The sequence below is a fragment of the Treponema sp. OMZ 857 genome, assembly GCF_024181085.1.
Taxonomy (GTDB): Bacteria; Spirochaetota; Spirochaetia; order Treponematales; family Treponemataceae; genus Treponema.
In genome coordinates this window covers 1,048,228-1,071,370 of record NZ_CP051147.1, presented here as the reverse complement: position 1 = coordinate 1,071,370, position 23,143 = coordinate 1,048,228, and the positions used below count along the sequence as shown (strand labels likewise).

The 23,143-nt window shown below is 46.1% G+C and carries 23 protein-coding genes; 1 reads left to right on the top strand and 22 read right to left on the bottom strand.

What is annotated here, in order from left to right; translation table 11 throughout:
* Positions 1 to 8 precede the first annotated feature (8 nt).
* The 6 genes from E4N66_RS04980 to E4N66_RS04955 form a co-directional block, all read right to left on the bottom strand.
* Entirely contained in the window at positions 9 to 779 is a 771-nt protein-coding gene (locus E4N66_RS04980) for a hemolysin family protein (protein ID WP_253729192.1), read from the bottom strand.
* Between the two features lie 2 nt (positions 780 to 781).
* Positions 782 to 1,243: an rRNA maturation RNase YbeY gene (gene ybeY / locus E4N66_RS04975; RefSeq protein WP_253729191.1), complete on the bottom strand. Its 462-nt coding sequence runs from the start codon at positions 1,241 to 1,243 to the stop codon at positions 782 to 784.
* 1 nt (position 1,244) lies between these two features.
* Complete coding sequence (locus tag E4N66_RS04970) at positions 1,245 to 3,767, bottom strand: HD family phosphohydrolase (RefSeq protein WP_253729190.1); 2,523 nt, start codon at positions 3,765 to 3,767, stop codon at positions 1,245 to 1,247.
* Between the two features lie 54 nt (positions 3,768 to 3,821).
* The gene (locus tag E4N66_RS04965; RefSeq protein ID WP_044015852.1) at positions 3,822 to 4,760 is read right to left on the bottom strand and encodes a PhoH family protein; all 939 of its coding nucleotides are present in this window, start codon (positions 4,758 to 4,760) and stop codon (positions 3,822 to 3,824) included.
* Between the two features lie 53 nt (positions 4,761 to 4,813).
* Entirely contained in the window at positions 4,814 to 5,302 is a 489-nt protein-coding gene (locus E4N66_RS04960) for a ferritin (protein WP_144389683.1), read from the bottom strand.
* Between the two features lie 122 nt (positions 5,303 to 5,424).
* Positions 5,425 to 6,246: a cytidylate kinase-like family protein gene (locus E4N66_RS04955; protein ID WP_253672550.1), complete on the bottom strand. Its 822-nt coding sequence runs from the start codon at positions 6,244 to 6,246 to the stop codon at positions 5,425 to 5,427.
* Positions 6,247 to 6,309: 63 nt separating this feature from the next.
* Between E4N66_RS04955 and E4N66_RS04950 the strand changes: the two genes are divergently transcribed.
* Positions 6,310 to 6,876, top strand: coding sequence for an NUDIX hydrolase (locus E4N66_RS04950; RefSeq protein WP_253729189.1), 567 nt, complete (start codon positions 6,310 to 6,312; stop codon positions 6,874 to 6,876).
* A gap of 64 nt (positions 6,877 to 6,940) precedes the next feature.
* Here the strand turns inward: E4N66_RS04950 and E4N66_RS04945 are convergent, their stop codons facing one another.
* The 16 genes from E4N66_RS04945 to E4N66_RS04870 all read right to left on the bottom strand — a co-directional run bounded on the left by E4N66_RS04945 (position 6,941) and on the right by E4N66_RS04870 (position 22,993).
* Entirely contained in the window at positions 6,941 to 7,657 is a 717-nt protein-coding gene (locus tag E4N66_RS04945; RefSeq protein WP_044015847.1) for a LysM peptidoglycan-binding domain-containing protein, read from the bottom strand.
* 3 nt (positions 7,658 to 7,660) lie between these two features.
* A complete protein-coding gene (locus E4N66_RS04940; RefSeq protein WP_253729188.1) occupies positions 7,661 to 8,620 on the bottom strand; it encodes a hypothetical protein in 960 nt (319 codons plus the stop codon).
* Between the two features lie 109 nt (positions 8,621 to 8,729).
* Complete coding sequence (locus E4N66_RS04935) at positions 8,730 to 9,134, bottom strand: Fur family transcriptional regulator (protein WP_044015842.1); 405 nt, start codon at positions 9,132 to 9,134, stop codon at positions 8,730 to 8,732.
* A 235-nt stretch (positions 9,135 to 9,369) separates the two neighbouring features.
* Positions 9,370 to 9,963 (bottom strand): leucine-rich repeat domain-containing protein, encoded by a 594-nt coding sequence (locus E4N66_RS04930; RefSeq protein WP_253729187.1) that lies wholly within the window; start codon positions 9,961 to 9,963, stop codon positions 9,370 to 9,372.
* A gap of 12 nt (positions 9,964 to 9,975) precedes the next feature.
* Positions 9,976 to 11,124: a 2-hydroxyacyl-CoA dehydratase subunit D gene (locus E4N66_RS04925; protein ID WP_253729186.1), complete on the bottom strand. Its 1,149-nt coding sequence runs from the start codon at positions 11,122 to 11,124 to the stop codon at positions 9,976 to 9,978.
* Between the two features lie 11 nt (positions 11,125 to 11,135).
* Entirely contained in the window at positions 11,136 to 12,461 is a 1,326-nt protein-coding gene (locus E4N66_RS04920; RefSeq protein ID WP_253729185.1) for a 2-hydroxyacyl-CoA dehydratase subunit D, read from the bottom strand.
* A gap of 108 nt (positions 12,462 to 12,569) precedes the next feature.
* A complete protein-coding gene (locus E4N66_RS04915) occupies positions 12,570 to 13,364 on the bottom strand; it encodes an acyl-CoA dehydratase activase (RefSeq protein ID WP_044015835.1) in 795 nt (264 codons plus the stop codon).
* A 120-nt stretch (positions 13,365 to 13,484) separates the two neighbouring features.
* Positions 13,485 to 14,735, bottom strand: coding sequence for a sodium/glutamate symporter (locus E4N66_RS04910; protein ID WP_253729184.1), 1,251 nt, complete (start codon positions 14,733 to 14,735; stop codon positions 13,485 to 13,487).
* Between the two features lie 169 nt (positions 14,736 to 14,904).
* Positions 14,905 to 16,662: an acyl-CoA carboxylase subunit beta gene (locus tag E4N66_RS04905; protein ID WP_253729183.1), complete on the bottom strand. Its 1,758-nt coding sequence runs from the start codon at positions 16,660 to 16,662 to the stop codon at positions 14,905 to 14,907.
* A gap of 108 nt (positions 16,663 to 16,770) precedes the next feature.
* A complete protein-coding gene (gctB, locus tag E4N66_RS04900) occupies positions 16,771 to 17,568 on the bottom strand; it encodes a glutaconate CoA-transferase subunit B (protein ID WP_253729182.1) in 798 nt (265 codons plus the stop codon).
* A gap of 1 nt (position 17,569) precedes the next feature.
* A complete protein-coding gene (gene gctA / locus E4N66_RS04895) occupies positions 17,570 to 18,535 on the bottom strand; it encodes a glutaconate CoA-transferase subunit A (protein WP_253729181.1) in 966 nt (321 codons plus the stop codon).
* A 125-nt stretch (positions 18,536 to 18,660) separates the two neighbouring features.
* Positions 18,661 to 19,803 (bottom strand): sodium ion-translocating decarboxylase subunit beta, encoded by a 1,143-nt coding sequence (locus tag E4N66_RS04890; RefSeq protein WP_253729180.1) that lies wholly within the window; start codon positions 19,801 to 19,803, stop codon positions 18,661 to 18,663.
* A gap of 10 nt (positions 19,804 to 19,813) precedes the next feature.
* On the bottom strand, positions 19,814 to 20,221 hold the full coding sequence (locus tag E4N66_RS04885) for a biotin/lipoyl-containing protein (protein ID WP_253729179.1): 408 nt from the start codon (positions 20,219 to 20,221) through the stop codon (positions 19,814 to 19,816).
* 22 nt (positions 20,222 to 20,243) lie between these two features.
* Complete coding sequence (locus E4N66_RS04880; protein ID WP_253729178.1) at positions 20,244 to 20,555, bottom strand: OadG family transporter subunit; 312 nt, start codon at positions 20,553 to 20,555, stop codon at positions 20,244 to 20,246.
* A 179-nt stretch (positions 20,556 to 20,734) separates the two neighbouring features.
* Positions 20,735 to 21,943: a sodium/glutamate symporter gene (gene gltS / locus E4N66_RS04875; protein WP_044015821.1), complete on the bottom strand. Its 1,209-nt coding sequence runs from the start codon at positions 21,941 to 21,943 to the stop codon at positions 20,735 to 20,737.
* Between the two features lie 54 nt (positions 21,944 to 21,997).
* On the bottom strand, positions 21,998 to 22,993 hold the full coding sequence (locus E4N66_RS04870; protein WP_253729177.1) for a 2-hydroxyacid dehydrogenase: 996 nt from the start codon (positions 22,991 to 22,993) through the stop codon (positions 21,998 to 22,000).
* Between the last annotated feature and the right edge of the window lie 150 nt (positions 22,994 to 23,143).

The following is a 23,143-nucleotide window of genomic DNA, read 5'->3' as shown; positions in this document are numbered from 1 at the left end:
ATCTTCCTTTATTGATCCTCATCTTTGACCGCAGCAATTTTCACGGTATTGATTTTATGCCCGTCCATATCCTGAACGATAAAATCAAAGTTCTTCCACCGTACTTTTTCGTAACGCACGGGAATTTTTCCAAATAAGTCAAAAACAAAACCGCCGAGCGTCTCAAATTCATCGGACGGCAGTTCCGTATGTAGACATTCCGCTAAATCGTCCATATCGACACGGGCATCACAGAGCCAGAGCCCCTCGCCGATAGAAGAAATATCTTCACCTTCATTATCGAATTCATCCTGAATATCACCGACAATCTCTTCGATAATATCTTCCATACAGACAATACCCGAAATACCGCCGTATTCATCAACTGCAATTGCAATATGCACGTGTCGGCGTTTAAATTCCCGTAATAGGCCGTCGATACGCTTGGATTCGGGTACAAAAAACGGCTTTCTGATAATTTTTTCCAAATCGATCGGTTCTTTTTTTGCGAATGAATTGATTAAATCCTTCACATACAGGATGCCTACCACATTATCGATGGATTCGTTATAGACGGGAAACCGTGAATGCCCGCTTTCCGCAACCCGCTTGAGCAATTCCTCCGTTTCCATATCCAACGGAATAAAATCGACATCGATGCGCGGTATCATCACTTCTTTTACTGCGGTGTCGGAAAGGTCTACCACACCGCGTATCATATCTTCTTTTTCTTCATTGAGCGAATCCTGCAAAATCTCGGATACCGCCCGCTTTTTTTTCAGTTTATCAAATATCCCCATACTTATTCCTGATAGATTACCGTATTACTATATTCCTTGAGTATTTTTTCCTGTAATTGCAGCATTTCCTGCTGCGGATCGTTATCACTGTGATCCATACCGCTCAGATGCAAAATACCGTGTATCAGCAACCGTTTTAATTCTTCATTCATCGTTACATTAAAAGTTTCGGCATTTGAGCGCAAACTATCGAGGCTAATTACAATATCTCCTGCATTAAAACGCAAACTCCCGTCTTCATCATCGTATTCGTCGCCCTGCTCAAAAGAAAGTACGTCAGTCGGCGAGTCGATATGCCGGTAGGTTTTATTCAGCTCATGGATAAACGTATCTCGGCAAAATACAACGGATAAATCCCAATTCGTGTGTTCAAGCTGTGTAAGTACCGCCTCTAAAAAAGGCAAAATCTGCGCACCCCATTTCGGTTCGGGGATATCCTGCCACGTAATCGCAATAGTATTCATGTTATTCTTCCTTGTTGTTCTTCCCATCCGGCAGCCCCTGCTTTACTCCCGTAGTTTGTTCCGATGTCACGGTTGATGACTGCGTTGTTGCCAGTGGTTCTGCTGCCGGTGTATCGACTGTGTTTTCAGATGCTGCTAATCCGAGGTCTATCTGCAGGTAATTTTTTACTCCCGGCGAAATTTCTTTTACCGCCGGAGTTCCCTGTTGTATCGATTTGTCATCGGCAGTCTTGTCAGCCGCACTATCCTGCGGTGCTGCCTTTTCATCGGGAATTTTGCCGCCGGCACCTTCTTTTTCATCAGGATCTTTTTGATTCGGATACTTAATACGGGAATGGTAATACCCTGCAAGCGTCGTTACAAAAGATTCTTGAATAATGCGCAATTCCCGCAGTGTTAAATCGCAGTTATCAAGCTGCCCCGATTCCATTTTACCTTTAACGAGTTTCGCAATAAACTTTTCGAGCCGAGGCACCGACGGATGGTCTAACGTCCGGCAAGCGGCTTCGCTCACGTCGGCAAGCATCACTACGGCGGCCTCTTTGGTACGCGGCGGCTGCCCCGGATACGAAAAATCCTTGGGGCTGACATTGGGGTCGAGCTCTTTTGCCTTAGCATAAAAATACTGCACCAAAGAATTACCGTGGTGCTGCCCGATAATGTCGATAACTTCCCGGGGCAGCCTCATACTTTCCGCTTTTTCCACCCCGATTTTTACATGACTGCGGATGATAGCCGCCGACAGCCGCGGATTTAAATCCAAGTGCTTATTATATGATGTCTGGTTTTCGACAAAGTATTCGCTGTTTGCCATCTTGCCGATGTCGTGGTAATACGCGCCGACCCGCGCCAACAGCGCGTCTGCCCCGATTTCGCGGCAGGCTGCTTCCGCCAATGTTGCCACCATCATCGTGTGGTTATAGGTACCGGAAGCCGTCAACAGCATCTGCTTCATCGTCGGAGAGTTAAGGTCGGAAAGTTCCATCAAGCGGAAGCAGGTCGGCGTATTCAGCCGGTCTTCCAAAATAGGCAGGAAGCCGAGTACAAAGATGCCGCTGATAAAGCCGTTTATGACCGAGCCGAGCAGCACAAAGACAAAGTCACTGTATGAGTCCGGAAATACCGCGCACAGTACAAAGGTAATAATCGGGTGAATGACCGCAAGTTGGCAGGCTGTTTTAATTAAATCCATCCGCCGTCCGGTTAAATTCATCAATGAGACAGCCGACAAGCCGGAGAACAGCGCAAAGAGCGCCGGTTCAAGTTTAAAACCGGTTGCCGTCAGCACAATCAGCATGATCAAAAACACTATCCGTATCGCAATCTGTGAGGAAACAAGCGTCGCTACCAGCATAGCGGTCAGTGCTGCGGGAATAAATGGAATAATATCAAGTGCCTGTACAAGGGATAGCGCCTTTGCCGTAAAGAGGACGATAAGATACACGGCAAGCGAAATCAGCAATAAAAAGATTTTTCGGCTTTCTTTTAACCGATCCCCTATTGCTTGTGCCGAAAACATAAAGCTACCGATGATATAGAGGCACAGAATAAAGGCCGAAAGCCCTAAAAATTTATTGATATCAATATAATTTCCCGCATCTGCATAGGCCTGCAGCTGCCGGTAGTTTTCCGTGGTAATAATAAATCCCCGTTTAATAATCTTTTGACTTTTCTGGATGGTTACAATCACCGGCTGAACCTGTTTGAGCGCTTCCTGTACCCGCAGGTTGGTTTCTTTTTCATCGTAAATGATGGTCGGCTGCAAAAACGGCTTAATGAGCGCTGTTATGATGTTAGCATCAAATCGTGCACTCAAGGAGCGTATTGCATTTTTGATATATGCATCGAGATTCTCTTTTTTAATAACAGAACTTGTCTGAATGTTGATGTACTCGCGGTTATTTCCGCGCTGTACCAATAGCGTCATTTCCGTTTGATTAAACCCTTCGAGTCCTTTTTCGGGAAATTCGGCAATACCGACTGCCATCACTTGTTTGACGACAGCTTGCGCGGCGGATAAGATCCCTTCAAATTGCTTTACCTTTTGTAAATCTTTCAAAACCTGCGCGTCAAAAAAGCCCGGATATTCTTCCTGTATCCGCGCTTCAAAGATCGCTTCGGTATCATTGTGTAAGGCAAGCATAAAGGAAACAAACTCATCATATTTTTTGAGCGTTTCGGATACCAGCTCGGCATCCTGCCTAAAAATAGGTGTAACTGTCTGTAATCGGGCAGCTTTTCTTATCTCCGTCGCAGACTGATCCGTGTAGGAAATATCCCTGCCTGCAATAACATCGCGTTCAGCCACTCTTCCTACGGCAAATTCATCAAGGTTTAGGTAGGCAAGCCCGCCGCGGTCAAGCGTCGTAAACAGCATCGCTGCAATAACAACAAAAAAACTTACAATAAACAGAATGGAAAAAACTTTTTCCGTTCGAAAACCGTCTTTAATTTTGCAGAAAAAACCCGTGATAGACGGCAATACTACTGCTTTAATATATCCGGAATTGTTTTCGTCTTTCATTCGATGACTCCGCTATAGTCCGCAAGAGTTGGATTATCCCTTAAAAATACGGTGTTATTGTTTTTCATACGCATTAATTATCTTTTGTACCAGCGAATGACGGACTACGTCATCCGCAGAAAATTCAACGATTCCAATTCCGTCAATGGTGCGGATTAAAGAAACGGCGTGAACAAGCCCCGACTCCGATCTTCCGCGGATATCCGATTGGGATGGATCGCCGGTAATAATCAGCTTTGAACCCTCGCCCATCCGCGTCAAAAACATCTTCATTTGTTCTTTCGTGGTATTCTGTGCTTCGTCCAAAATGACAACGGCATTGTGCAGTGTCCGCCCGCGCATATAGGCAAGCGGCGCCACCTCGATGGTATTGGACTCTTCCATGCTACGCAGCACATCGGCAGGCAACAGTGTTTCCATAATATCGAAGAGCGGACGCAAATACGGGTTTATTTTCTGAACAAGGTCGCCGGGTAAAAACCCGAGGCTTTCGCCGGCTTCTACGACAGGGCGGGTTAAAATAAGCTTGCGCATCTTGTGCGACAGCAACAGTTTTAATGCAAGCGCAACTGCAATATAGGTTTTTCCCGTACCGGCGGGGCCGAGTCCGAACGTTATATCATTAGTATAGATCGAATCGATCAACGCTGCCTGTTTTCTATTTTTAGGATAAACGGATTTTATACCACGCGGAATATGAATACACTGCGGACAAAAAGCCCCCCCCTGCGGCACACTATTAGCAACGCAGGAGGCGATAAACTCGGCAGAACTTTCCGAGGTAATTTCTGGGCTTTTCAAAAGAGTGTCGATGAGTTTTTGAAACCTATTGCAAACCGCTTGGTCGGAAGTTAACACCGTTACTTCATTTCCCCGACAGATAACGGGAACACCTAAATAGGTTTCAAAAACCTGTAAATTCTCATCATTTGCGCCGCATAAGGAAGACAATACGGTTTGATCTTCCAACACGATTGTATATGAGGTATCCAACAACACTACTCTCTAACTTTTAAACATAACGACCGTCTACATCCTGGACGGACTTATTCCCGTTTGCCGAGCTCTCTATCCAGAATAAGCAAACCGGCATTCCCGTCGATATATTTAAAGGTATCGAGGATATCCCGGTCGTTTTCTTCTTCTTCCACCTGCTCGTTGATAAACCACTGCAGGAAAGTTTGCGTTTTGTAGTCTTTCTCCGCAAGGGCGAGTTCGTACAGACTGTTAATGGAAGCGGTTACAAACTGTTCGTGCTTGAGCACTTCCTGAATAACTTCTACCGGAGGCTTGGCATAATGCACCGGCACTTCCTTAATCGCCTTTAACACGGGCTTTGCATCGACCGAAAAGAGATAGTCGTATATCTTCATCGCATGGCCTTGCTCTTCGCCTGCCTGAACCCTCATCCACTTGGCAAAGCCTTTAAGACCTTCCGCTTCAAAATGCACTGCCATCCCAAGGTATAAATACGCCGAATAGAACTCTTTGTTGATTTGGTCGTTCAAAGCGTCTTCCAATTTCTTACTGATCATAGTGTATCTCCTTCTATCCGATGTTTAGATCAAACGACCGCCCACCGGATATAACGGAATAAGTCTACAATGAAGATAAGGGATAGTCAAGAGAACGGAAACTCCCGGAGCAACCGCATCAGCTATGGATAGGGCTTATATTCGTTAACAATGCTGATCTGTGTTGATACCGAACGCCCCTGAGCTAAGTCTTCGGCTATTTTAAGCGCTTTGTCGATACAGGCAACAGAGTCCGCAACTCCATGCAGCACAATCTGTGTATCGGACACTTCCGCATCCAAAAAATAAATCGGGAGTTCTTCCTTAAATGCAATCAAATTGACAATCCGCTGTCCCAGTAACAGTTCCGAAATACGCTTGAGCCCTTCCTGCTCTTCTTCAGGAGAAATAGCATCCTTGCATGCATGAGTAATAATACTTGCGGCAAGCGGTGCGGTAGCAAAATCAGTATTAATAACAAGGCGGTAATGGGTAGGGTCTTCCGGCTTCATGTCAAAAAAACATTTATGGAATCCTTCGCGGTTGGCATCGCTTTCTGCCATCAAAGCACGGGCTTTTTTTTCGGACCAATCGAACTCTTTCATCAACCGCGCAATCCGAACCTCATCAGAGGCTACCAGCCGTACTGCATAGCAACCGGGGATACCGCGTAATAACGCAAAACCGCCGCGGCCGATAAAGATACTATTTCCTTTCAGCGCATATCCGTACACGATTTCCCGTAAATAATCGAAATAGGCGTCGCGGTTACGGGAAAGCGATGCCCAAAAGCCGGGTTTCCGCTCGTCATAATGAGCAAGACACTCTTTTGAAACACCCCTGTCAATCAGATCTTTCTCCAAGTCTTTTTTGTCGATAAACTCGTAGCCAAGCGATTTTGCCAACTCTAAAGCCGTTTCATCGCCGTAAGAAGCTATTTGCCGTGAAATTGTGATAATTGCCATAAAGCCTCCTCTTCTATAGAATAAGGCTAAATGCTCATTATGTCAAAGGAAGGTTCTATTTTTATGCAAAAAAATCCTAGTCTTTCATGGAAACCCGTTTCTACAAAAGAAATATGCACCACACGGGTATTTACCGTCAACGAAATTACCAGTCTTTCGCCCGACAACGAAACAAAGACGTTTTCGACATTGTCCGCACCGGAATGGGTTATCGTTATTCCCCGTATCACCGATACCAAAGGGCAACAGTATTTTTTGATGGTAAAGCAGTGGAGGCACGGTTCAGCGCACTTATCGATCGAATTTCCCGGTGGTGTAGTCGATGAAGGAGAAACGCCGGAGCAGGCAGCACGGCGCGAATTGCTGGAAGAAACGGGAAAAACAGGACGCAACTTAACGCTGCTCGGTGAAGTGTATCCCAACCCTGCAATTATGGGAAATAAAAGCCATATCTACTTTGCAGACTGTGAATCGGATACGCAGGCACAGCATTTGGATGAAGATGAGTTTTTAGAAGCCGAGGCGGTTCCCGTAGAAGAGGTATTGAACAAAATGGGAACGGGATCCTACGACCACGCGCTTATGTGCACGGCACTTTTCTTTTATCAGCGAGCTTATCCTTGCCGCTGATGGACGGGAATATAAAAGAACCTCTAAAAACTTTTGTTTTTAGAGGTTCGCAGATGATTATTTCTTACTTTTTAGCCGGCGGTAATTTTTCGTAGGTTACCGCAGGATCGTACATACCGCTGCGTTTTTCGCCGCGGAGGCTCGGAATTGTCAAGATAATACCGGGTTCAACCAGATCAGGGTTGTTAGGATCGGGCAACTTATTCTTGTTCGCTTCATACAGCTTCCGCCACAGATACGGATTATCATAAATAGCCTTATCCTTTGCGATATTCCATAAACAGTCCCGTTCACCGCGCCATGTGCGGATACGGTATTGAGCCGGGAGCGTTGTGAAACCGGATTCATCACCGGTAACGACAGCAAGTGCATCCAAAACTTTTTTTGCGCAGACAACCGCAACGTCAAAGTCTTTATTTCCAAATGCGGTATTTCCTGCCTTTAAAGCCTCAGTTGCTGTCTTAAATGCTTCAGGATATTTCTCTTCAGCCTTGTTGTTTTTCGCCCATGTATAGCGGGTGCGCGCTCTATTCATTGCTTGTTCAGCTTCAACACGCGCAAGCATATATTGAATATAATCAGCCGATTTTTGAGCATTCTCTTCGGCAAGCCGTGAATACTCTATAGAAGCGTCATAATCACCTTCGCTATATGCTCGCCGTGCCAATTCGGAATAAGCGCGGCTCTTCCGCTGATACTCATTATTATCATAGGATACGGCAAATAGTAACGCAGCCCCTAAGACGAAGAATACGGTACAGAGAATCGCTGTTTTTTTCATGGGTTACCTCCCGTTACCGGATGACGTTATATTGCCGGTATTTGTAGAACGCTGTAATTCATCAAGATTAACCGGCTCTTCGGAAAAACCTTCCGCATTTTCCGGCAACGGCGCTTCGCGGTCGGCTTCTTTTGCAAGCTTGCTGCTGGCATCCTGACGAGCTTTTGCCCGTTCCATTGCATCATTTGCCTGTGCCCGTTTAACTTTTACCTTTTCGTAGATATCGTTAAACTCATCGGAAGCAGTCATATAGCCCGTATACGCTTGTTCATACTTCTTATTACCGGCAGCAATTCCTGCTGTGCGGTAACGATTCACCGTTTTTGTATACGGGTCTTTCATCGCCGTAGCCGCTTTAACCGAATCTGCGCGGGAACGTGCTTCATCGGCCTTCTTTTTTGCATCACCCATCATCGAAGCAAAACCGGCTTCTTTTACCTTCTCATAGAAATTCAGTGCCTCTTCAGAGGTTTCAAAAGCTTTTGCCGGATCAGGTTCATAAAGAGCGGGTATCTTTGCAGATAAATCTTGAGCCTTTTTATAGCTTTCCGCATCATATTCTGCAAATTTATTTTTGTCGATCTTTGCTTTTAACTCGGCGATCTTCATTCGGTTAGCCAGAGTACGATACTGAGCGGTAGCTCTTTGAGCCTTTTCCTGTGCTTCAGCAAGGTTATTTGATTCATAACTCTTTCTTGCTTCGGCCGCCGTATCGTCGGCTGATTTAAACTGCGCAGGATAAGTCGTATCTGCCTTGACGTTAACTGCTTCGGTACGAGCCTTTGCCATCTCATCCAGTAGACGAGCTGTCTTTACCTGTTCTTCGCTTTTCTCCGAATCAGCAGGCTTTACCGATTCAGGTTTTTGCTCCGGCTTAGGTTTATTAGATGCGCAAGCACCGAAACCGAATAACAGAACACAAACACAGAGAATATAAAACAATGTTTTCAGTGTTTTATTCATCACAACCTCCATTTCTAAACGGATATCCAGACATCTAAAAAACTCATAGAGCTCTTAAAGAAGTTTGTCTAGTGCGAAAGTTTTTCGCATGAATAAATTACTATAGAACTCAATCCTTTTCAAGACACTGACACTCAGGACAGAGTCCAAAAAAATCAAACCGATGTGAATCAATGCGATAGCCGCTCATCTCCGCAGCCTTTTTCTCACAATCTTCATCAGACGGCATAAACGCATCTTCTACCTTGCCGCACCGGGTACAGATGACGTGATTATGAGCGCTCATATCCGCATCGAAATGAGCAAAGGTACCGTCAACATTAATAACCTTGATTCGTTTTTGCTCGGCAAGAATATTTAAGTTACGGTAAACGGTTCCCTGACTCAAGTGAGGAAAGTCTTTCCGAAGTTTATCATACAACCACGCAGCCGTAGGATGCGTATGAGTAGAACATAATAGGTTAAACAATGCCTCCCGCTGTTTTGAATACTTGTATGACACAGCTTTTTTCATATACAATAACTCCTCGTATCAAAGCGCAACGCCTAAATTCATAATGAATACTACAATTTCAGAAGCGGTACTGTCAATATTCACATTCGGCAAAATCAATACTAAAATATGATTATTCGATAATTTGTAAGGGGATAACTGATAATACACTAGACACCTTCAGTATATGCACAGAAACTTACATATACTGAAGGCATAGATTTTCCTCTATTTTTTCATTTTCATAGAAGAGCTTTTATTTTTTTACTTCGGTAGTCGGTTCAAATGCGTGTGCATGCACAAATTCCACGGATTTGGGGATTTCCACTTCTTTGATGTTGTTCTTCAAAAAAGCATACATATTGATTTTCTTCACCGATGCAGGAATCTTGACCGCCGTCAGCTCATTCTTGTAGAAGGATGAAGTATCAATCAGCTCAAGGGTTGCAGGCAAGTTGAGTTCCGTCAACGCATTTAATGCAAAGGCGCTCGGCTCAATCTTTGTTTCCTTACCCCCGAAGGTAACTTCTTTAAGACCGTTCCGGTAAAAAGCAAAGCCTTCAATGTCCTTCAACGCGCTCGGCAGTTTAACCGAAGTCAATTTACACACACCGAATGCATCATAGCCGATGCTCTCTACCGTGTCGGGGATAACAACGGAGGTTAAGCCCCTGCGGTAAAATGCATTGTCGCCGATCCGCGTAATAGGAGTCCCGTCAGGAGCTGTCGCCGGAATGGTCAAATCGGTAAGCCCTTGTGTTTTTACCTTATCCTTTCCCTTCTGCGTCATGCCCTTTAATTCGGCGCCTTTAAAAATAAAATCATCATTTTCCCATACATTTTCACTCATACTGCTACCCCCTTACATCCGATTGAGCTGTACAATCTCGTTGAATGTTTCAAGCTGTGTTTTTACCTGCCCGAAGTCCGACATCTGCTGATCATAACCGACTTTAATCAACGGGATTTTTGCTTCACTGAATGCCTGCTTAAGCGAAGGATATTCCATCTCTTCCGTATCATCAAAGTTGAGCATAAAGAGGAGGCATCCGTCAGCCTTGTTGTCCTTTGCCAGTTTCACCACATACGCAGGACGCTTTGTCAAATCCGGATCATAGAGCAGCGGATCCTCATCCATGCGGGCAAATTGATCGGCAAGCGCCAGCATCGGATCGTCGATGGAAAGATCGATATCAACCTTCAACGCGCGAGATTCATGCGCAACGTCATCGGCAACAACACAGACATTGTAGGAATCTAAGATATCCAGCAAACCGGGGTTATCGGCAATAACACCGCTGGTAACCACCCGAACGCCGTCCCATTTTTCTTCCGGCAAGGCTTCGAGCAAGGCGTTCAGCTTTTTGAGCAATTCTGTGTGTTCGTCTTTCAGCATAAAGTATGAGCTTTTCAGCACATAGCAGCGGTCGGAAGCCTTTATGCTCTGCGGATGAACCGCAGCGAGCTTGATAAACCGGCGCTTTTCAGCCCTGTTTTCGTTATACACTTTGAACGCTTTCTTTAAGTTTTCATCGGTTACTTTAACGCCGCAGATTTTTTCCAGCTCTTCCTTCGCCTTGGTAAAGATACGTGCGTTGTACTTCTTGCCGAAATCTTCCTTACGGTGCTGACCGTGATTGATGAAGATCATCGGAATTTTCCGTCCGGCGCTCACCTTGTAGTTCTGGGAGAGCGGACGCAGTGTATCGTCCAGCGTTGTCAGCATCGAAGCGGAAAGCCCGTCGAGGGTACCGTCCAAGGCCATCTCCAAACAGCGCAATGCCAACGAGTAATAGAATGTCGGGAAGTATTCCTTTGCCCGCTCGATGGGGCCTTGACCGCCCCATACGCCGAACGGTGCGATGCCTGCCGCATAGACAATTTCTTCGGGCGCGTAGTACGGGAAAATACCGACGGCTTTTTTCCCTGCCGCAAGGTATTTATCCAGCTGCTTCCGCGGATTGTTCGCCAAATATTTAAATTGTTCCAATAATTCTTTGATTGTTTCCATACTATCCTCCCCTACTCCAGCGTCGGCTTCGACCAATCGGTCTCTTTGGTGTTTTTAAAGTTGGTATAGACGTCCTCGCCCTTCGCCAGTTTATCCTGCTTGCGATCGTCCATAATTTCTACCAAGCCCTGTACACGTGTTTTGTACTGTTCCGTAGAGAAGTTGCGTTCGTCAGCTTGATCGCCGTCGAAGTGGACGACCGGAATACCGAGGTCTTCCTTCCAGCGCCGCTCAATTTCGGGCATCGCGCCGCTCCACGGTTTACAGCTACGGTTGTAGTTGACCAACGCGCCGCTGATACCGTTTTCTTTTGCCATAGTTTCGCGCCATTCAACACCGGTTTCGATACAGACGGAACACGGCGCCTTGCAGTATGCGGCGGCCATTTCACGGATATTCTCATAACGGAAGCCGAATGCCGGAGCATATACGACAGCGGTTACGTTAACGCCGCTATCCTTTAAGGGATCAAACAAGGGACGAAGCGCCGGCCAGCACGGAATACCTTCAAACAAGATACGATGCTCTTCGGGATATTCCCACGTAGAGGTATTTTCTTTTACCGATTGTTCAAATTCCTGTGCCAAGAGTTCAAAACCGACAGCGGCGTCTTCCTCACAGCGGGCGGCGACAATGTCTGCCATGTGGTTAAACAGGTCAAACCCGCTTAACGGAGACGGCTTATATGACATAAATGAACAGGATTTCAACCATGCCGCGGCGGTTCTGTTTGCACGCGCACAGGCATCCTCAAATTTCTTTTCGTCGAATTTTTTACCGGTCAATTGTTCCAGCTGCTTGATGGCATAATCAAACTGTCCGATAAGATAATCCACTTTTTCTTCGGGAACATCCACCGTGTTGGAGAACGGGATGTCGACCATGATGAGCGGAATATTATGCATACGTGCAATATTTTCGTACCATTTGGTCATCATATTGCAGATATTGTTACAGCACAACAAAAAGTCGGGCTGCGGCATTCTGCGCGAATCGGTAGGCTCTCCTGCGGCATACGCAAGGCTGATGCGCGCATAACCGCAAATATCGTTATCGTATCCCATATCTTCCGCAGCTTGGCAGAGGCGCAATCCGTCTTTCTTAGCAGCCGTCGATGCTGCATGGTTTTCGGGATAAACAACATTAAGATCAAAAGCTTTCGCTAATTCAATTGGAAATTTAGAAGAACTCCATCCGACTAATTCACCGCGCCGCTTTGCTTCCCACGCGTTCGCATAGACCTTATCTACGACATCGCGTAAAATAGCTGCTGCGGGCTTATGACCTTCAATCGGCCGCGGCGTTTTGTTGGGTAACTTTTCCATTTTTTGGGCCATTTGTTTCCTCCTATGTCCTCAAGGTTATCTTAAAAAAAACCGGCAGGTTCTTTAAAAGATGCCATTCAGGCCTGCACCGGCCTTGCATTAACCGGCGTAGAGCCTTACTTATTTTCCCGCCTGCATACACTTTTGATGTGCAAACAGAGCGGCTCCAATTGCGCCATTTAACTGGCAATACTCACTCGTGTGAATTTTAAATCCTATATTCTTTTCTAATGCCCGTACCATTCCCTTATTCAGGGCTACTCCTCCGGTCATTATGACGTCATCCTGAATACCGACCCGCTTGGCCAAACTGCCGACACGGCTCGCTATTGCAGTGTGGATTCCTTTTACAATATCGGGAATTTTTGCACCGCTCGCCAACTGAGAGATAACTTCCGATTCGGCAAAAACGGTACAGGTTGAACTGATTGTCAGCTCTTTGGTGGACTGTTCGTCAAGTTTTTCGAGATCCTCCAAATTGATTTCCAAAACCTTTGCGATAACATCGAGGAAGCGTCCCGTACCGGCAGCGCACTTATCGTTCATAACAAAGTTTTCAAGCATACCGTTATCGCTAAGCTTTAACGCCTTAGAATCCTGCCCACCGATATCGATAATAGTACGAACACGCGGGAACAAGAAATAAGCGCCTTTTGCATGGCAGGACAGTTCAGACATCTGTGCCGGTACTTCCTTTAACGAATTACGCCCATAGCCAGTTGCGATAGCTCCGTCAAGCTGCTCCATCGAGGTAAACCCCAGCTGATCAAGCGCCTGCTTCATTACCCGTGCCGGCCCGCTTGTTCCCGTCCCCACCGGAACGACAGCCGTTGCGACGATTTCCTTCCCGTCCTTGATAATAACACACTTGGAAGCTGTAGAACCGACGTCTACGCCCATAGTAAATATACTCATAACGATATATCCACTCCCTTGCCGATAAAAATATACAAAAATTCCCGATCACGGGCAATTTTCAGGCAACCGCTTTTCAGTCAGCGGTTACCGTTACTTGCGGCAAAAACCGCTTACACATTACAGTCCAAGCATGTGCTTAGCCAAATCCAAGAACTTTGTAATGATAATTGCATTGGTAATATTACTGATAAATCCTCCGATAACCGGCACGACAAAGAATGCCAACTTTGAGTAGCGGTATTTGCGGCATACCGTCTGCATTGTCGTCATCGAAACAGGCACTGCCCCTAGACCGAACCCGATATGTCCGACTGCCATAACCGCCGCGTCATAGTTTCTTCCCAAAAGATTAAACGTAAGGAAGTAACAGAAGATAAGAATTAATACAACTTGTACGAGCAGCAATACAACCAGTGCGGAGCCTAAGCCTGCGAGTTGCCAGAGTTTCATTGAAACAATCGACATCGAAACAAATAACGCGAGCGAAAACTCACCGACGATATCGAATGCATCATATAATACATTGTGCTTTGCGGGATTAGTTTTTGAAGTTAAATCCAACAAAAGGCGCATAGCGATTCCGCCGAACATACAGCATACGTGAATGGGGAAGTTGATCTTGAAATACTTCAAGGCTAAAAATAAAACTTGTCCGATACCGCACGCAATACAGAGCATAAACACTGCCTGCAGTACATTGGCTTTATCTACCAAAGCGCCGGCTGTACCGCCAGAACCTTCAGCCTTTAATTCCGCCGCTTCTTCCTTGCCGTCCAATTCAGGGTTTTCAAGGTGGAAACGCTTTACCATAAAGTTACCGAACGGACCGCCCAAGATACAACCTGAAATCAATCCGAAGGTTGCAGCGGCAATCGCAACTTCCATAGCCGCGGTTGCACCCGCTTCTACGGCAATCGGAGCAAACGAAGCCGCATTTCCATGACCGCCGGTCATCGGAATACTGCCAGTCATCAACGAAATAAGCGGACTGATGTTAAAAAGGCTTCCTACCGAAATAGCGGCGGCGTTTTGCAACGCGGCAAGCAAAGCTGCCAGTACGGTAAAAATAATTACCAGCTTGCCGCCTTTTTTCAACAATGCCAAACTCGCAGCAGCGCCGCTTGCGGCAAAGAAAAGACAATAGAACAGCTGATTGACCGTTTTATAATCAAAATTGAGTTCAAAAATATTGACCGAATAGAGCAATAACGAAAGGAGCGCAAATAAGGTACCGCCCACAACGGCAGCGGGCAAACAATATTTTTTGAGAACGGGAATCTTGTTACGCAAGAACTCCCCTACATAGATTGCAATAACGGCAACCATGAGTGTTTCAAACATACCTAATTTTAAAACAATTCTTTCCATAAACCGATAACTCCTGATAATGCTTGTATTTCCGTATAAAAATTACGGAATTTAACAGTGCATAAATAAGAGAACCGTCTGACGCGGTTGTTATCCGTTTGAGCGGTTCCCAAACGAAACAACACCGGCTTCACCGTTCAAAACAGTGTACCGGTGCCGTTTTATAGTTCTATTTCTTTACAAAGGTATTATATTCTCGAATTGCCCGCGGCAGCAGCATTTGATGGAATGCGCACATCGCTTTCGGATTCTGATAGACCGAGTTTGCAAACGCGATCATATACGCCCGTATATCATACAGATTGACGATTTCGTCGACCATACCGGTCTTGGCACAATACTGCGGAATGGATTTTTCCTTATACTCATTGATCAGTTTGTTCATCTTTTCAATGGTCGGTGTTAAATCTTTTCCCGCATCCTTATCCTTAACCAAGCGGCGTGAATACATCGCGGTTGCGGCAGTTTCACCGTTCATAACGTTGATTTCGGTTGCCGCGGTTCCGAGTGAGAACGCATTGGTATCGTTGCCCTGAGGCCCGCCCAATACGTAGTGAGCCGCAGCGGTACCCTTACGCAACGTAACCTCCATCTGCGGAATATTGGAATTCTGGATGGAGTAGATAAGAGACTGTCCCAAACCGAGCAGCTCCGCTTTTTCCGCATCATTTCCGACGTCGATACCGGTAGTATCCTGCAGCCAGACAATCGGAATCTTATCGCGTGCACAGAGCGTTACGAACTCATTCATCTTCATAAGTCCCTGCCGATAGAGCTTACCGCCGATACCGACAGCACCTTCCTTGTATTCGGGATATTTCAGCAGCAAGCCTTGGAAGTTTGCCACAATACCGACTAACAAGCCGTCTACCTTCGCAATACCGGTTACCATTTCGGGGCCGTAGCCTTTTTTGTATTCGCTGAATTCGCTGTTATCTACCAGCCGTCCGATAATATCGTAGATATTATATATCTTCTTCTGGTTCATCGGCAAAATGGAATAAAGATCATTCGGGTCAAGCGCAGGCTCTCTCGGTTCGTCTACGCGGAAAAATTCCAAATCGTAGGCAGGCAGGTAGTCCATGTACTTTTTGATACCGTCCAATACGCCGATTTCATCGCTGTACACTTCGCGGAAGAAGCCCGTTTCGTTGTAGTGAATGGATACGGTGCCGGGAACGTCAACGCCCTTGGATTTTTTGCTTGCCTCGATAATCTGCTCGGCGCCCTCTTGGTCGATATAGCCTTTCGGGTTCATACCGCCGACGATACCGGCACCACCGACTGCCATATTCGCTTTTTCATGCGCGATAAGGATGGTCGGGCTGATACTGTGGTAACCGCCGCCCGCAGGGTTCGTGCCATAGATACCGACGATAACGGGAACACCGAGCTGCTGCAGCTCTACGTTCCGATAGAACGGAGTACCGCCGCCGCGCCGATTTGCATAGACTTTTTCCTGTTCGTCAAGTTTAACACCGCTACAATTCAATACATAGACCAGCGGAATGCGGAGACATTTTGCCGTATCGGAAGCCCGCAGTAAGTTTTCCGCTTGCCCGGGAACCCACGCACCGACAATCTTCTTATTATCGGATGCAACGATAACCGCCCATTTTCCGTTAATCCGTCCCAAGCCTTTGACGATACCGGTCGCGGTTTCAAAGTCCTGCGGATTATAGAGGCTGTTTAAAGGACACCATGTACCTTCGTCAATCAGGTCGGCGATCCGCTGCAGCGCGGTCATTTGCCCTTTTTCGTTGATAGCCTCCGTCGGTGTTCCTGCTTCATGAATCTCATCTACAAGTCTGCCGATTTCTTCTTCAACATCTTTAATCAGCTTCTCATTTTCTTCATCAATATGTGCCAATGCTTTTCCAACTTGTTCCATATTCTGGAAATAGTTTGGCATCGAATAATCACCCATGTCTATTCCTCCGGTTATACAGCCCCGCGTATTTCAGCATTACCTTGTACGCGAGACCTTTTATGAACGCTCCTCATACATCGGTAAGCCGGTGAGGAGCGCAATCGTTTATTCTTCGACAGGAACCTTGATAAATGCCTGTCCGGGATCGATTTCCTCGCGAATCATCTTAATGACATCTTCGCTCGGCGCATCAAGCAGAACAGCCTTAGAAACATCGATATCAAAACCGGTATTTTCCAGTACGTCCTCGGGGGAAGAAGTCGGATAATATCCCGCTAAGTACATCCGCTTGGTCTTCTCGTCAAATTTGAGGATACCGCGGTCGGTAACAACGGCGATCGGGCCTCTGTTTCCCGGAAGACCGAGTCTTTCACGTCCGCCGGGGCCGTCTCCCCATCCGGCGCTGGTGATGTAGTCAATTTTGTCGATAAAGCGGCGTTTTTCATGCTGCATCATAATAACGGTATTGGAATATGTTGCGATACCGTTTGCACCGCCCGAACCGGTAAACCGGGTAATAGGATTATGATAATCGCCGATACAGGTTGAGTTTACGTTTCCGTAGGGGTCAATCTGTGCACCGCCGATAAAGGCGATCATGCGCTCTTTATCATTCAGCCACTCGTTTGCTTCAAAACCGATAAAGCGGACGTTCGGCCATTGTACACCGCAGTGAGCCATCAACCGGTTATCACCGACGCTGCGCGGTACTTCAATGGGCGCGCAGTCCATCAAACCGCTTTCTACAATCAGCCTACAATTCGGAGCAAAGATCCGTTTTGCCAACGATGCTCCGATTAAAGGAAGACCTGTTCCTACAATAACGATCTGACCGTCTTTAATAGTCTTCGCGATTGTAATCGCCTGCATTTCTTTATTGGTATAGTTCTTATAATTTGCCATCTTACTTTTCCTCCTTTACAAGCTTTGCCGCATAACCGAATCCCTGCACGACCTTCAGGTTTGCCAATCTGCTTGCCCCCAGTTTATCGATATATTCGGTATGATCTTTCACGCCGTATACCCATTCCTGCAAGTAGGCTTTAAAATCTTCTTCGGTTTTGGTAACACTGTCATACATTTTGAAGAAATTCGCATCGTAGTCATAATAGTTATAGCACTGAGCGGGATGAGCGCCGTAGGGAGTGTGAACAACCGCATCAACGCAGAACTGCGGAATTGAGTTTTTACTCGGGTCTTTTCTGATTTCTTCTTCGGTTACGAGCTCTTCGCAGGTTACGATACATTTTTTTGCCGCAATTGCGATGTCGATATCGTGGAATTCATCACCTTCGATGGAACAGGTTCCATCAATAGAAGCCTTCTGCACGTGGATGATTGCGGTATCCAAGCGCGGCACCGGAACGGCAACAACCTTTTCACCGGGGTTAAAGGGGTTTTCCATCTCTATCAATTTATCATTGGGGAGCCGCGGATCTTTTGCCCGCTCTTCTTTACTGATTCCCCATTTGTTTACCAAGTCGGAACCCTGCATCAGCCGTACCGGAAGATACGGAAGGCCGAGAGAAGAGGCGTGAAGCATCAGCATCAAAACATCCTGCGAATAGTCTTCCAGCTGCATTTTTTTGTTTTTTTCAATTTCGTGACGGAAACGGCGCGCTACGTTCGTATAACCGGAATTTGCAATATAGCAGTTAATAAAGGCCTTTACCCTTCCTTCACCGATCAACATATCCCAGTCGCCGCCGGCAGGGCCGGAATAACCGATAAAATCACCTAAACCTTGACGCAAGATCTCATTTACCGCCGCATAAGGCTTGCGGTTTGTCGTAAAACCGCCGAAACAAAGAACATCGCCCGATTTTACGTACGTTTTGATTGCATCATGCAATGACATAACCTTACTCATAATACATCTCCTTCCAACTATATGTACTTTAATGAGATAGAATGTATCGCAGAAATCACTCTTCAGCGATACATTCTATGATACAAAGAGGGAACGCCGATAACATCGGTATTCCCTCTGCATTATTACTTGCCGAAAATCAGCATAAAATAACCGGCTGCAACCGCAGATCCGATAACACCGGCCACATTCGGCCCCATTGCGTGCATCAACAGGAAGTTCGTCGGATTTTCGGACGCACCGACCGTTTGCGAAACGCGCGCAGCCATCGGTACTGCTGAAACACCCGCAGACCCGATTAACGGGTTGATTTTCCCGCCGGTAACGACATACAACACCTTTCCGAGCAGAACACCGCCGACGGTAGACATACAGAACGCAAACAAGCCCATAAAGATAATGGTAATCGTTTGCACCCGCAGGAACAGCTCTCCGTTAGCGGTAGCACCAACCGTAACGCCGAGCATAATCGTAACGATGTTAATCAAAGCGTTTTGTGCCGTATCGGACAAGCGCTGTACAACACCGGACTCTCTAAAAATATTGCCCAACATCAGCATACCGAGCAACGGAGCAACCGACGGCAGCAACAGCGCAGTAAATAGAACGGTTCCGATCGGGAATACGATCTTTTCGGTCTTACTCACCTTCCGCAACTGCTTCATCTTAACCGCCCGCTCTTTTTTGGTGGTTAACAGCTTCATAATCGGCGGCTGAATCAACGGAATCAGCGCCATGTACGAATACGCTGCAACGGCAATCGGTGCCAGCAGTTCGGGCGCCAAGTTGTTTGCAATATAAATAGAGGTAGGACCGTCAGCTCCGCCGATGATAGCGATAGCGGCAGCCTGCTTTGCCGTAAAAATCGGTAAGGCGCTGGCAGCCATAAAGGTAATATAGATACCGAACTGCGCTGCCGCTCCGAGCAGCAAGCTGATGGGGTTGGCGATAAGCGGCCCGAAATCAGTCATTGCGCCTATTCCCATGAATATTAAGCACGGGAAGAGGTTACTTTTGATACCACTATAGATAATCCGCAGTACACCGGACGTATACCAAGGATCCGCTTCCTTCATCAAATCCGCTAACGGTAAATTCGTCAAAAACATACCGAAAGCAATCGGCAACAGCAGCAACGGTTCAAACTGTTTGACGATTGCTAAATAAATTAAAACGAACGAGATGACAAACATCACAAGCTGCTGCCATGTCAACGCAGCAAAGCCTGATTGTTGCATCATCGTCCCTATAACCTTAATGAATTCCATGCGGTGCCCCTTATTTAACCTCTACCAGTACGGTATCAGTATCGACGGCATCTCCTTTCTTTACCCTGACAGCAGCTACGGAACCGGCAACTTCGGATACGATTTCGGTTTCCATCTTCATGGCTTCCAAAATAACGACCACTTGACCGACGGAAACAGCATCGCCCTCTTTCACTTTTACATCAAGAACGGTACCGGGCATCGGGCTGACTACGGAACCGGCAGAACCGGAAGCTGCGGGAGCAGCAGGTGCCGGAGCAACAGGCTGCGGGGCGGCGACAGGTTGAGCTGCGGGAGCAGCTTGAACAGCGTGGGATACCCGCTCAGGGGGGCGTCTGGACAAAGAGGAAGAGCCGCCGCCGACTCTCTCGACTTCAACTTCATATTTTTCACCATTCACAGTGACTACATAGTTCATACTAAACACTCCTTTATGTGATTTATAGTTTCTTAATATTCGTAATTACGAATGAATTTAAAGGCTCGCGCCTTTCTTCGCTGATTGCGGCCGCAATAACCGCAACCTTTACCGCTTCGGCACCCGCTGCAGGCTTCGCATTGACGGCTGTAGATGCCGCTGCCGCAGGGGCTGCTTGAGCTTTGGCCGGTAAGTTTTTCTCTAAGCCCGAAATAACTTTCGAAACGATCATAACGTAAATCGCTAAGAAGATTAGAGATAAAAACACAATGCCAAGCCCAAGCAGAGATGACAACAAGCTTGTAACAAAGCTTATGTACTCTGTTGTAATCATTCATACCTCCTATAAGGAATAAATAGCTTGAAAAAGCATCCTGGATAATAGCCCTATCATAATACAAAAAGTGCTTTACTGTCGAGACAGCAAAGCACTTTTTGACTGTTCTAGGGTATCTCTAAAAACTTGGTTATATCTTTAGAAGATACCTCACAATAGATATGTTCTTTTCAACGTTACCCGACAAAGATACTGGTAAAGGTCTGAATGATAAACGCATTAACAAAGTCGATAAACAGTGAACCTACGAGCGGAACAGCTAAGAAAGCCTTTGTCGAGAAACCATTTACCGAGGTGAACGCTTCCATGTTTGCGATAGCGTTCGGGGTAGCGCCCATACCGAAGCCGCAGTGACCGGTCGCCATAACCGCAGCATCGTAGTCCCGTCCCATAATATTGAAGGTTACAAAATAGGCAAACAATCCCATAACGACGGTCTGTACCAACAGGATTACGATAAGCGGAATCGCCAAGTCTGCCAATTCCCACAGCTTCATCGACATTAATGCGATGGCCAAGAAGAAGGAAAGACATACGCTTCCGATAATACCGATTTCATCGATAGGTGTTTTGCTTTCAGTCTTATCGACAACGTTACGCATAATAGCGGCAATGAGCATCGGGATGAGGTATGCCGGTAAAGACAGTCCTGCTTTTTTAATAAGCGGAGTGATAAGGCCGCCGACACCCATTGAAATACCGATCATACAGGCTGCTTTAAAGAAGGATTTCTCAGTCATGGTAGCTTTTTGAGCAAGGGTCTCTTCATTTTCAGCTTGCTGTTGAGCATCTTTTGCGTTGACTTCTTTGCACACGAGGTTGTGCTTATCCTTTAAACGCTTTGCAATCGGACCTCCGAGCAAACAGCCCGCTACCAAGCCGTAGGTTGCCGAAGCAATTGCAACAACCGTAGCACCTGAAACTCCCCGTTCTTCCAAATAAGGACCGAAGGCACCCGACGTTCCGTGTCCGCCGGTCAACGGGATAGAACCTGCTGCCAAACCGATACCGGGGTTAAGCCCGAACACCTTTGCCAAGGCAATACCGACACCGTCTTGTACAACACAGAGTACCGCTGCTGCGGCCAAAAACAGAAGTGTTGCAATACCACCCTTTTTCAATGCAGAAACACTTGCCAAGAAACCGACACTGGTAAAGAACACAACCATGAAGAAATTCTTCAAATTTCCGTCAAATGTAAATGTAAACAGCCCCATATTATGGCCTACTAACATTACAATTGAGAACAGTGTTCCTCCGATAACCGGCGCAGGAATGTAGTACTTCTGAAAAAGCCCGACTTTTGCTTTAATACCGCTTCCCAACAGGTACAGTATAATAGCAAGCCCCAACGTTAGATACATATCAAACGTAAATGTAAACATCTTTCATTACCTCCTCATAAGATGCATTTACTGTTGCACACCACTAGCAGTCAATTACTGAATTTTATTTTTGCAATCTCCGGTGTCGAGATATTCTTTTACATTATCGAAGGTTGTTTCGATCATATTAAGAGCGGCTTCATCGGTATAGGAACCGACGTGCGGCGTAATAATGACTTTCGGATACATATTGATCAGCTTCTCAAATGCAGGAACAGGCAAGGTCTTTCCTTTAAAATCTTTAAAGAAGATTTCTACCTCGTTATCCAAGGTATCGATACCCGCACCGTAGATCTTTCCGCTTTCCAGCCCTTCAACCAACGCATCGGTATCGACCAATTCACCTCGTCCCGTATTGATGAGGATAACATTATCCTTCATCTTTGCAATTGCCTCTTTGGTGATAATCTTACCGTTTTCTTTGATATACGGAGCATGGAGCGTGATAATATCTGATTTTGCAAGCACCTCATCCATCGGCACCTGCGTAACGATGTCTTCTACACCGGTTTTCGGGAAAATATCAAATCCGATAACATTCGCGCCTAAACCTTTAAACAGTTTAGCGGCTGTCATACCGATTCGTCCCAGACCGAGTACGCCGACCGTACAATTCCGTACTTCACGCGAGAACATTTGCTTATCAACGATAAAATTCTTATCTTTTGTTTTGTTGCCGGTATACGTAACATTGCGCAACAAAGTCATCGCTAACGTCAGCGCCAATTCCGCAATCGCATTCGGAGAATAAAACGGCACATATGCCATTTTAAATCCTAATTCTTTTGCATACGGGATATCGATGTGATTAACCCCTACCGTTCGGGTTAATACATATTTAACACCGAGTTCCTTATAAATATCCAGCCGCTCTTTTGTCGCAAAGCAGTTTCCGCGCAATACGACTACGTCATGCCCTGCCGCCTTCTTTGCGGTCGCCTCATCGGTCAGATATTCGGGGATTAAGGTCATTTCGTACCCGAATTTCTTATTTACCGCTTCAAAGATAGGAACTTCGACATCGCGCACGCCGTAAAAAATAATTTTCATTCTACAGTGCCTCCTTAAATTACATAAACCTGAAAATAGAGTCGAAAACAGCACCAAACCAACAATACAAGCACTTATCTAAGTATACATAATAACTGCTTGTATAATTGATATATTGGCCTATAACGCTCATACTCATTCCAGTATTAT

Coding starts and splice junctions, on each gene's coding strand:
- E4N66_RS04980 (WP_253729192.1), bottom strand. CDS start 779: ATGGGGATATTTGATAAACTGAAAAAAAAGCGGGCGGTATCCGAGATT.
- ybeY (WP_253729191.1), bottom strand. CDS start 1,243: ATGAATACTATTGCGATTACGTGGCAGGATATCCCCGAACCGAAATGG.
- E4N66_RS04970 (WP_253729190.1), bottom strand. CDS start 3,767: ATGAAAGACGAAAACAATTCCGGATATATTAAAGCAGTAGTATTGCCG.
- E4N66_RS04960 (WP_144389683.1), bottom strand. CDS start 5,302: ATGATCAGTAAGAAATTGGAAGACGCTTTGAACGACCAAATCAACAAA.
- E4N66_RS04955 (WP_253672550.1), bottom strand. CDS start 6,246: ATGGCAATTATCACAATTTCACGGCAAATAGCTTCTTACGGCGATGAA.
- E4N66_RS04950 (WP_253729189.1), top strand. CDS start 6,310: ATGCAAAAAAATCCTAGTCTTTCATGGAAACCCGTTTCTACAAAAGAA.
- E4N66_RS04945 (WP_044015847.1), bottom strand. CDS start 7,657: ATGAAAAAAACAGCGATTCTCTGTACCGTATTCTTCGTCTTAGGGGCT.
- E4N66_RS04940 (WP_253729188.1), bottom strand. CDS start 8,620: ATGAATAAAACACTGAAAACATTGTTTTATATTCTCTGTGTTTGTGTT.
- E4N66_RS04935 (WP_044015842.1), bottom strand. CDS start 9,134: ATGAAAAAAGCTGTGTCATACAAGTATTCAAAACAGCGGGAGGCATTG.
- E4N66_RS04930 (WP_253729187.1), bottom strand. CDS start 9,963: ATGAGTGAAAATGTATGGGAAAATGATGATTTTATTTTTAAAGGCGCC.
- E4N66_RS04925 (WP_253729186.1), bottom strand. CDS start 11,124: ATGGAAACAATCAAAGAATTATTGGAACAATTTAAATATTTGGCGAAC.
- E4N66_RS04920 (WP_253729185.1), bottom strand. CDS start 12,461: ATGGCCCAAAAAATGGAAAAGTTACCCAACAAAACGCCGCGGCCGATT.
- E4N66_RS04915 (WP_044015835.1), bottom strand. CDS start 13,364: ATGAGTATATTTACTATGGGCGTAGACGTCGGTTCTACAGCTTCCAAG.
- E4N66_RS04910 (WP_253729184.1), bottom strand. CDS start 14,735: ATGGAAAGAATTGTTTTAAAATTAGGTATGTTTGAAACACTCATGGTT.
- E4N66_RS04905 (WP_253729183.1), bottom strand. CDS start 16,662: ATGGGTGATTATTCGATGCCAAACTATTTCCAGAATATGGAACAAGTT.
- gctB (WP_253729182.1), bottom strand. CDS start 17,568: ATGGCAAATTATAAGAACTATACCAATAAAGAAATGCAGGCGATTACA.
- gctA (WP_253729181.1), bottom strand. CDS start 18,535: ATGAGTAAGGTTATGTCATTGCATGATGCAATCAAAACGTACGTAAAA.
- E4N66_RS04890 (WP_253729180.1), bottom strand. CDS start 19,803: ATGGAATTCATTAAGGTTATAGGGACGATGATGCAACAATCAGGCTTT.
- E4N66_RS04885 (WP_253729179.1), bottom strand. CDS start 20,221: ATGAACTATGTAGTCACTGTGAATGGTGAAAAATATGAAGTTGAAGTC.
- E4N66_RS04880 (WP_253729178.1), bottom strand. CDS start 20,555: ATGATTACAACAGAGTACATAAGCTTTGTTACAAGCTTGTTGTCATCT.
- gltS (WP_044015821.1), bottom strand. CDS start 21,943: ATGTTTACATTTACGTTTGATATGTATCTAACGTTGGGGCTTGCTATT.
- E4N66_RS04870 (WP_253729177.1), bottom strand. CDS start 22,993: ATGAAAATTATTTTTTACGGCGTGCGCGATGTCGAAGTTCCTATCTTT.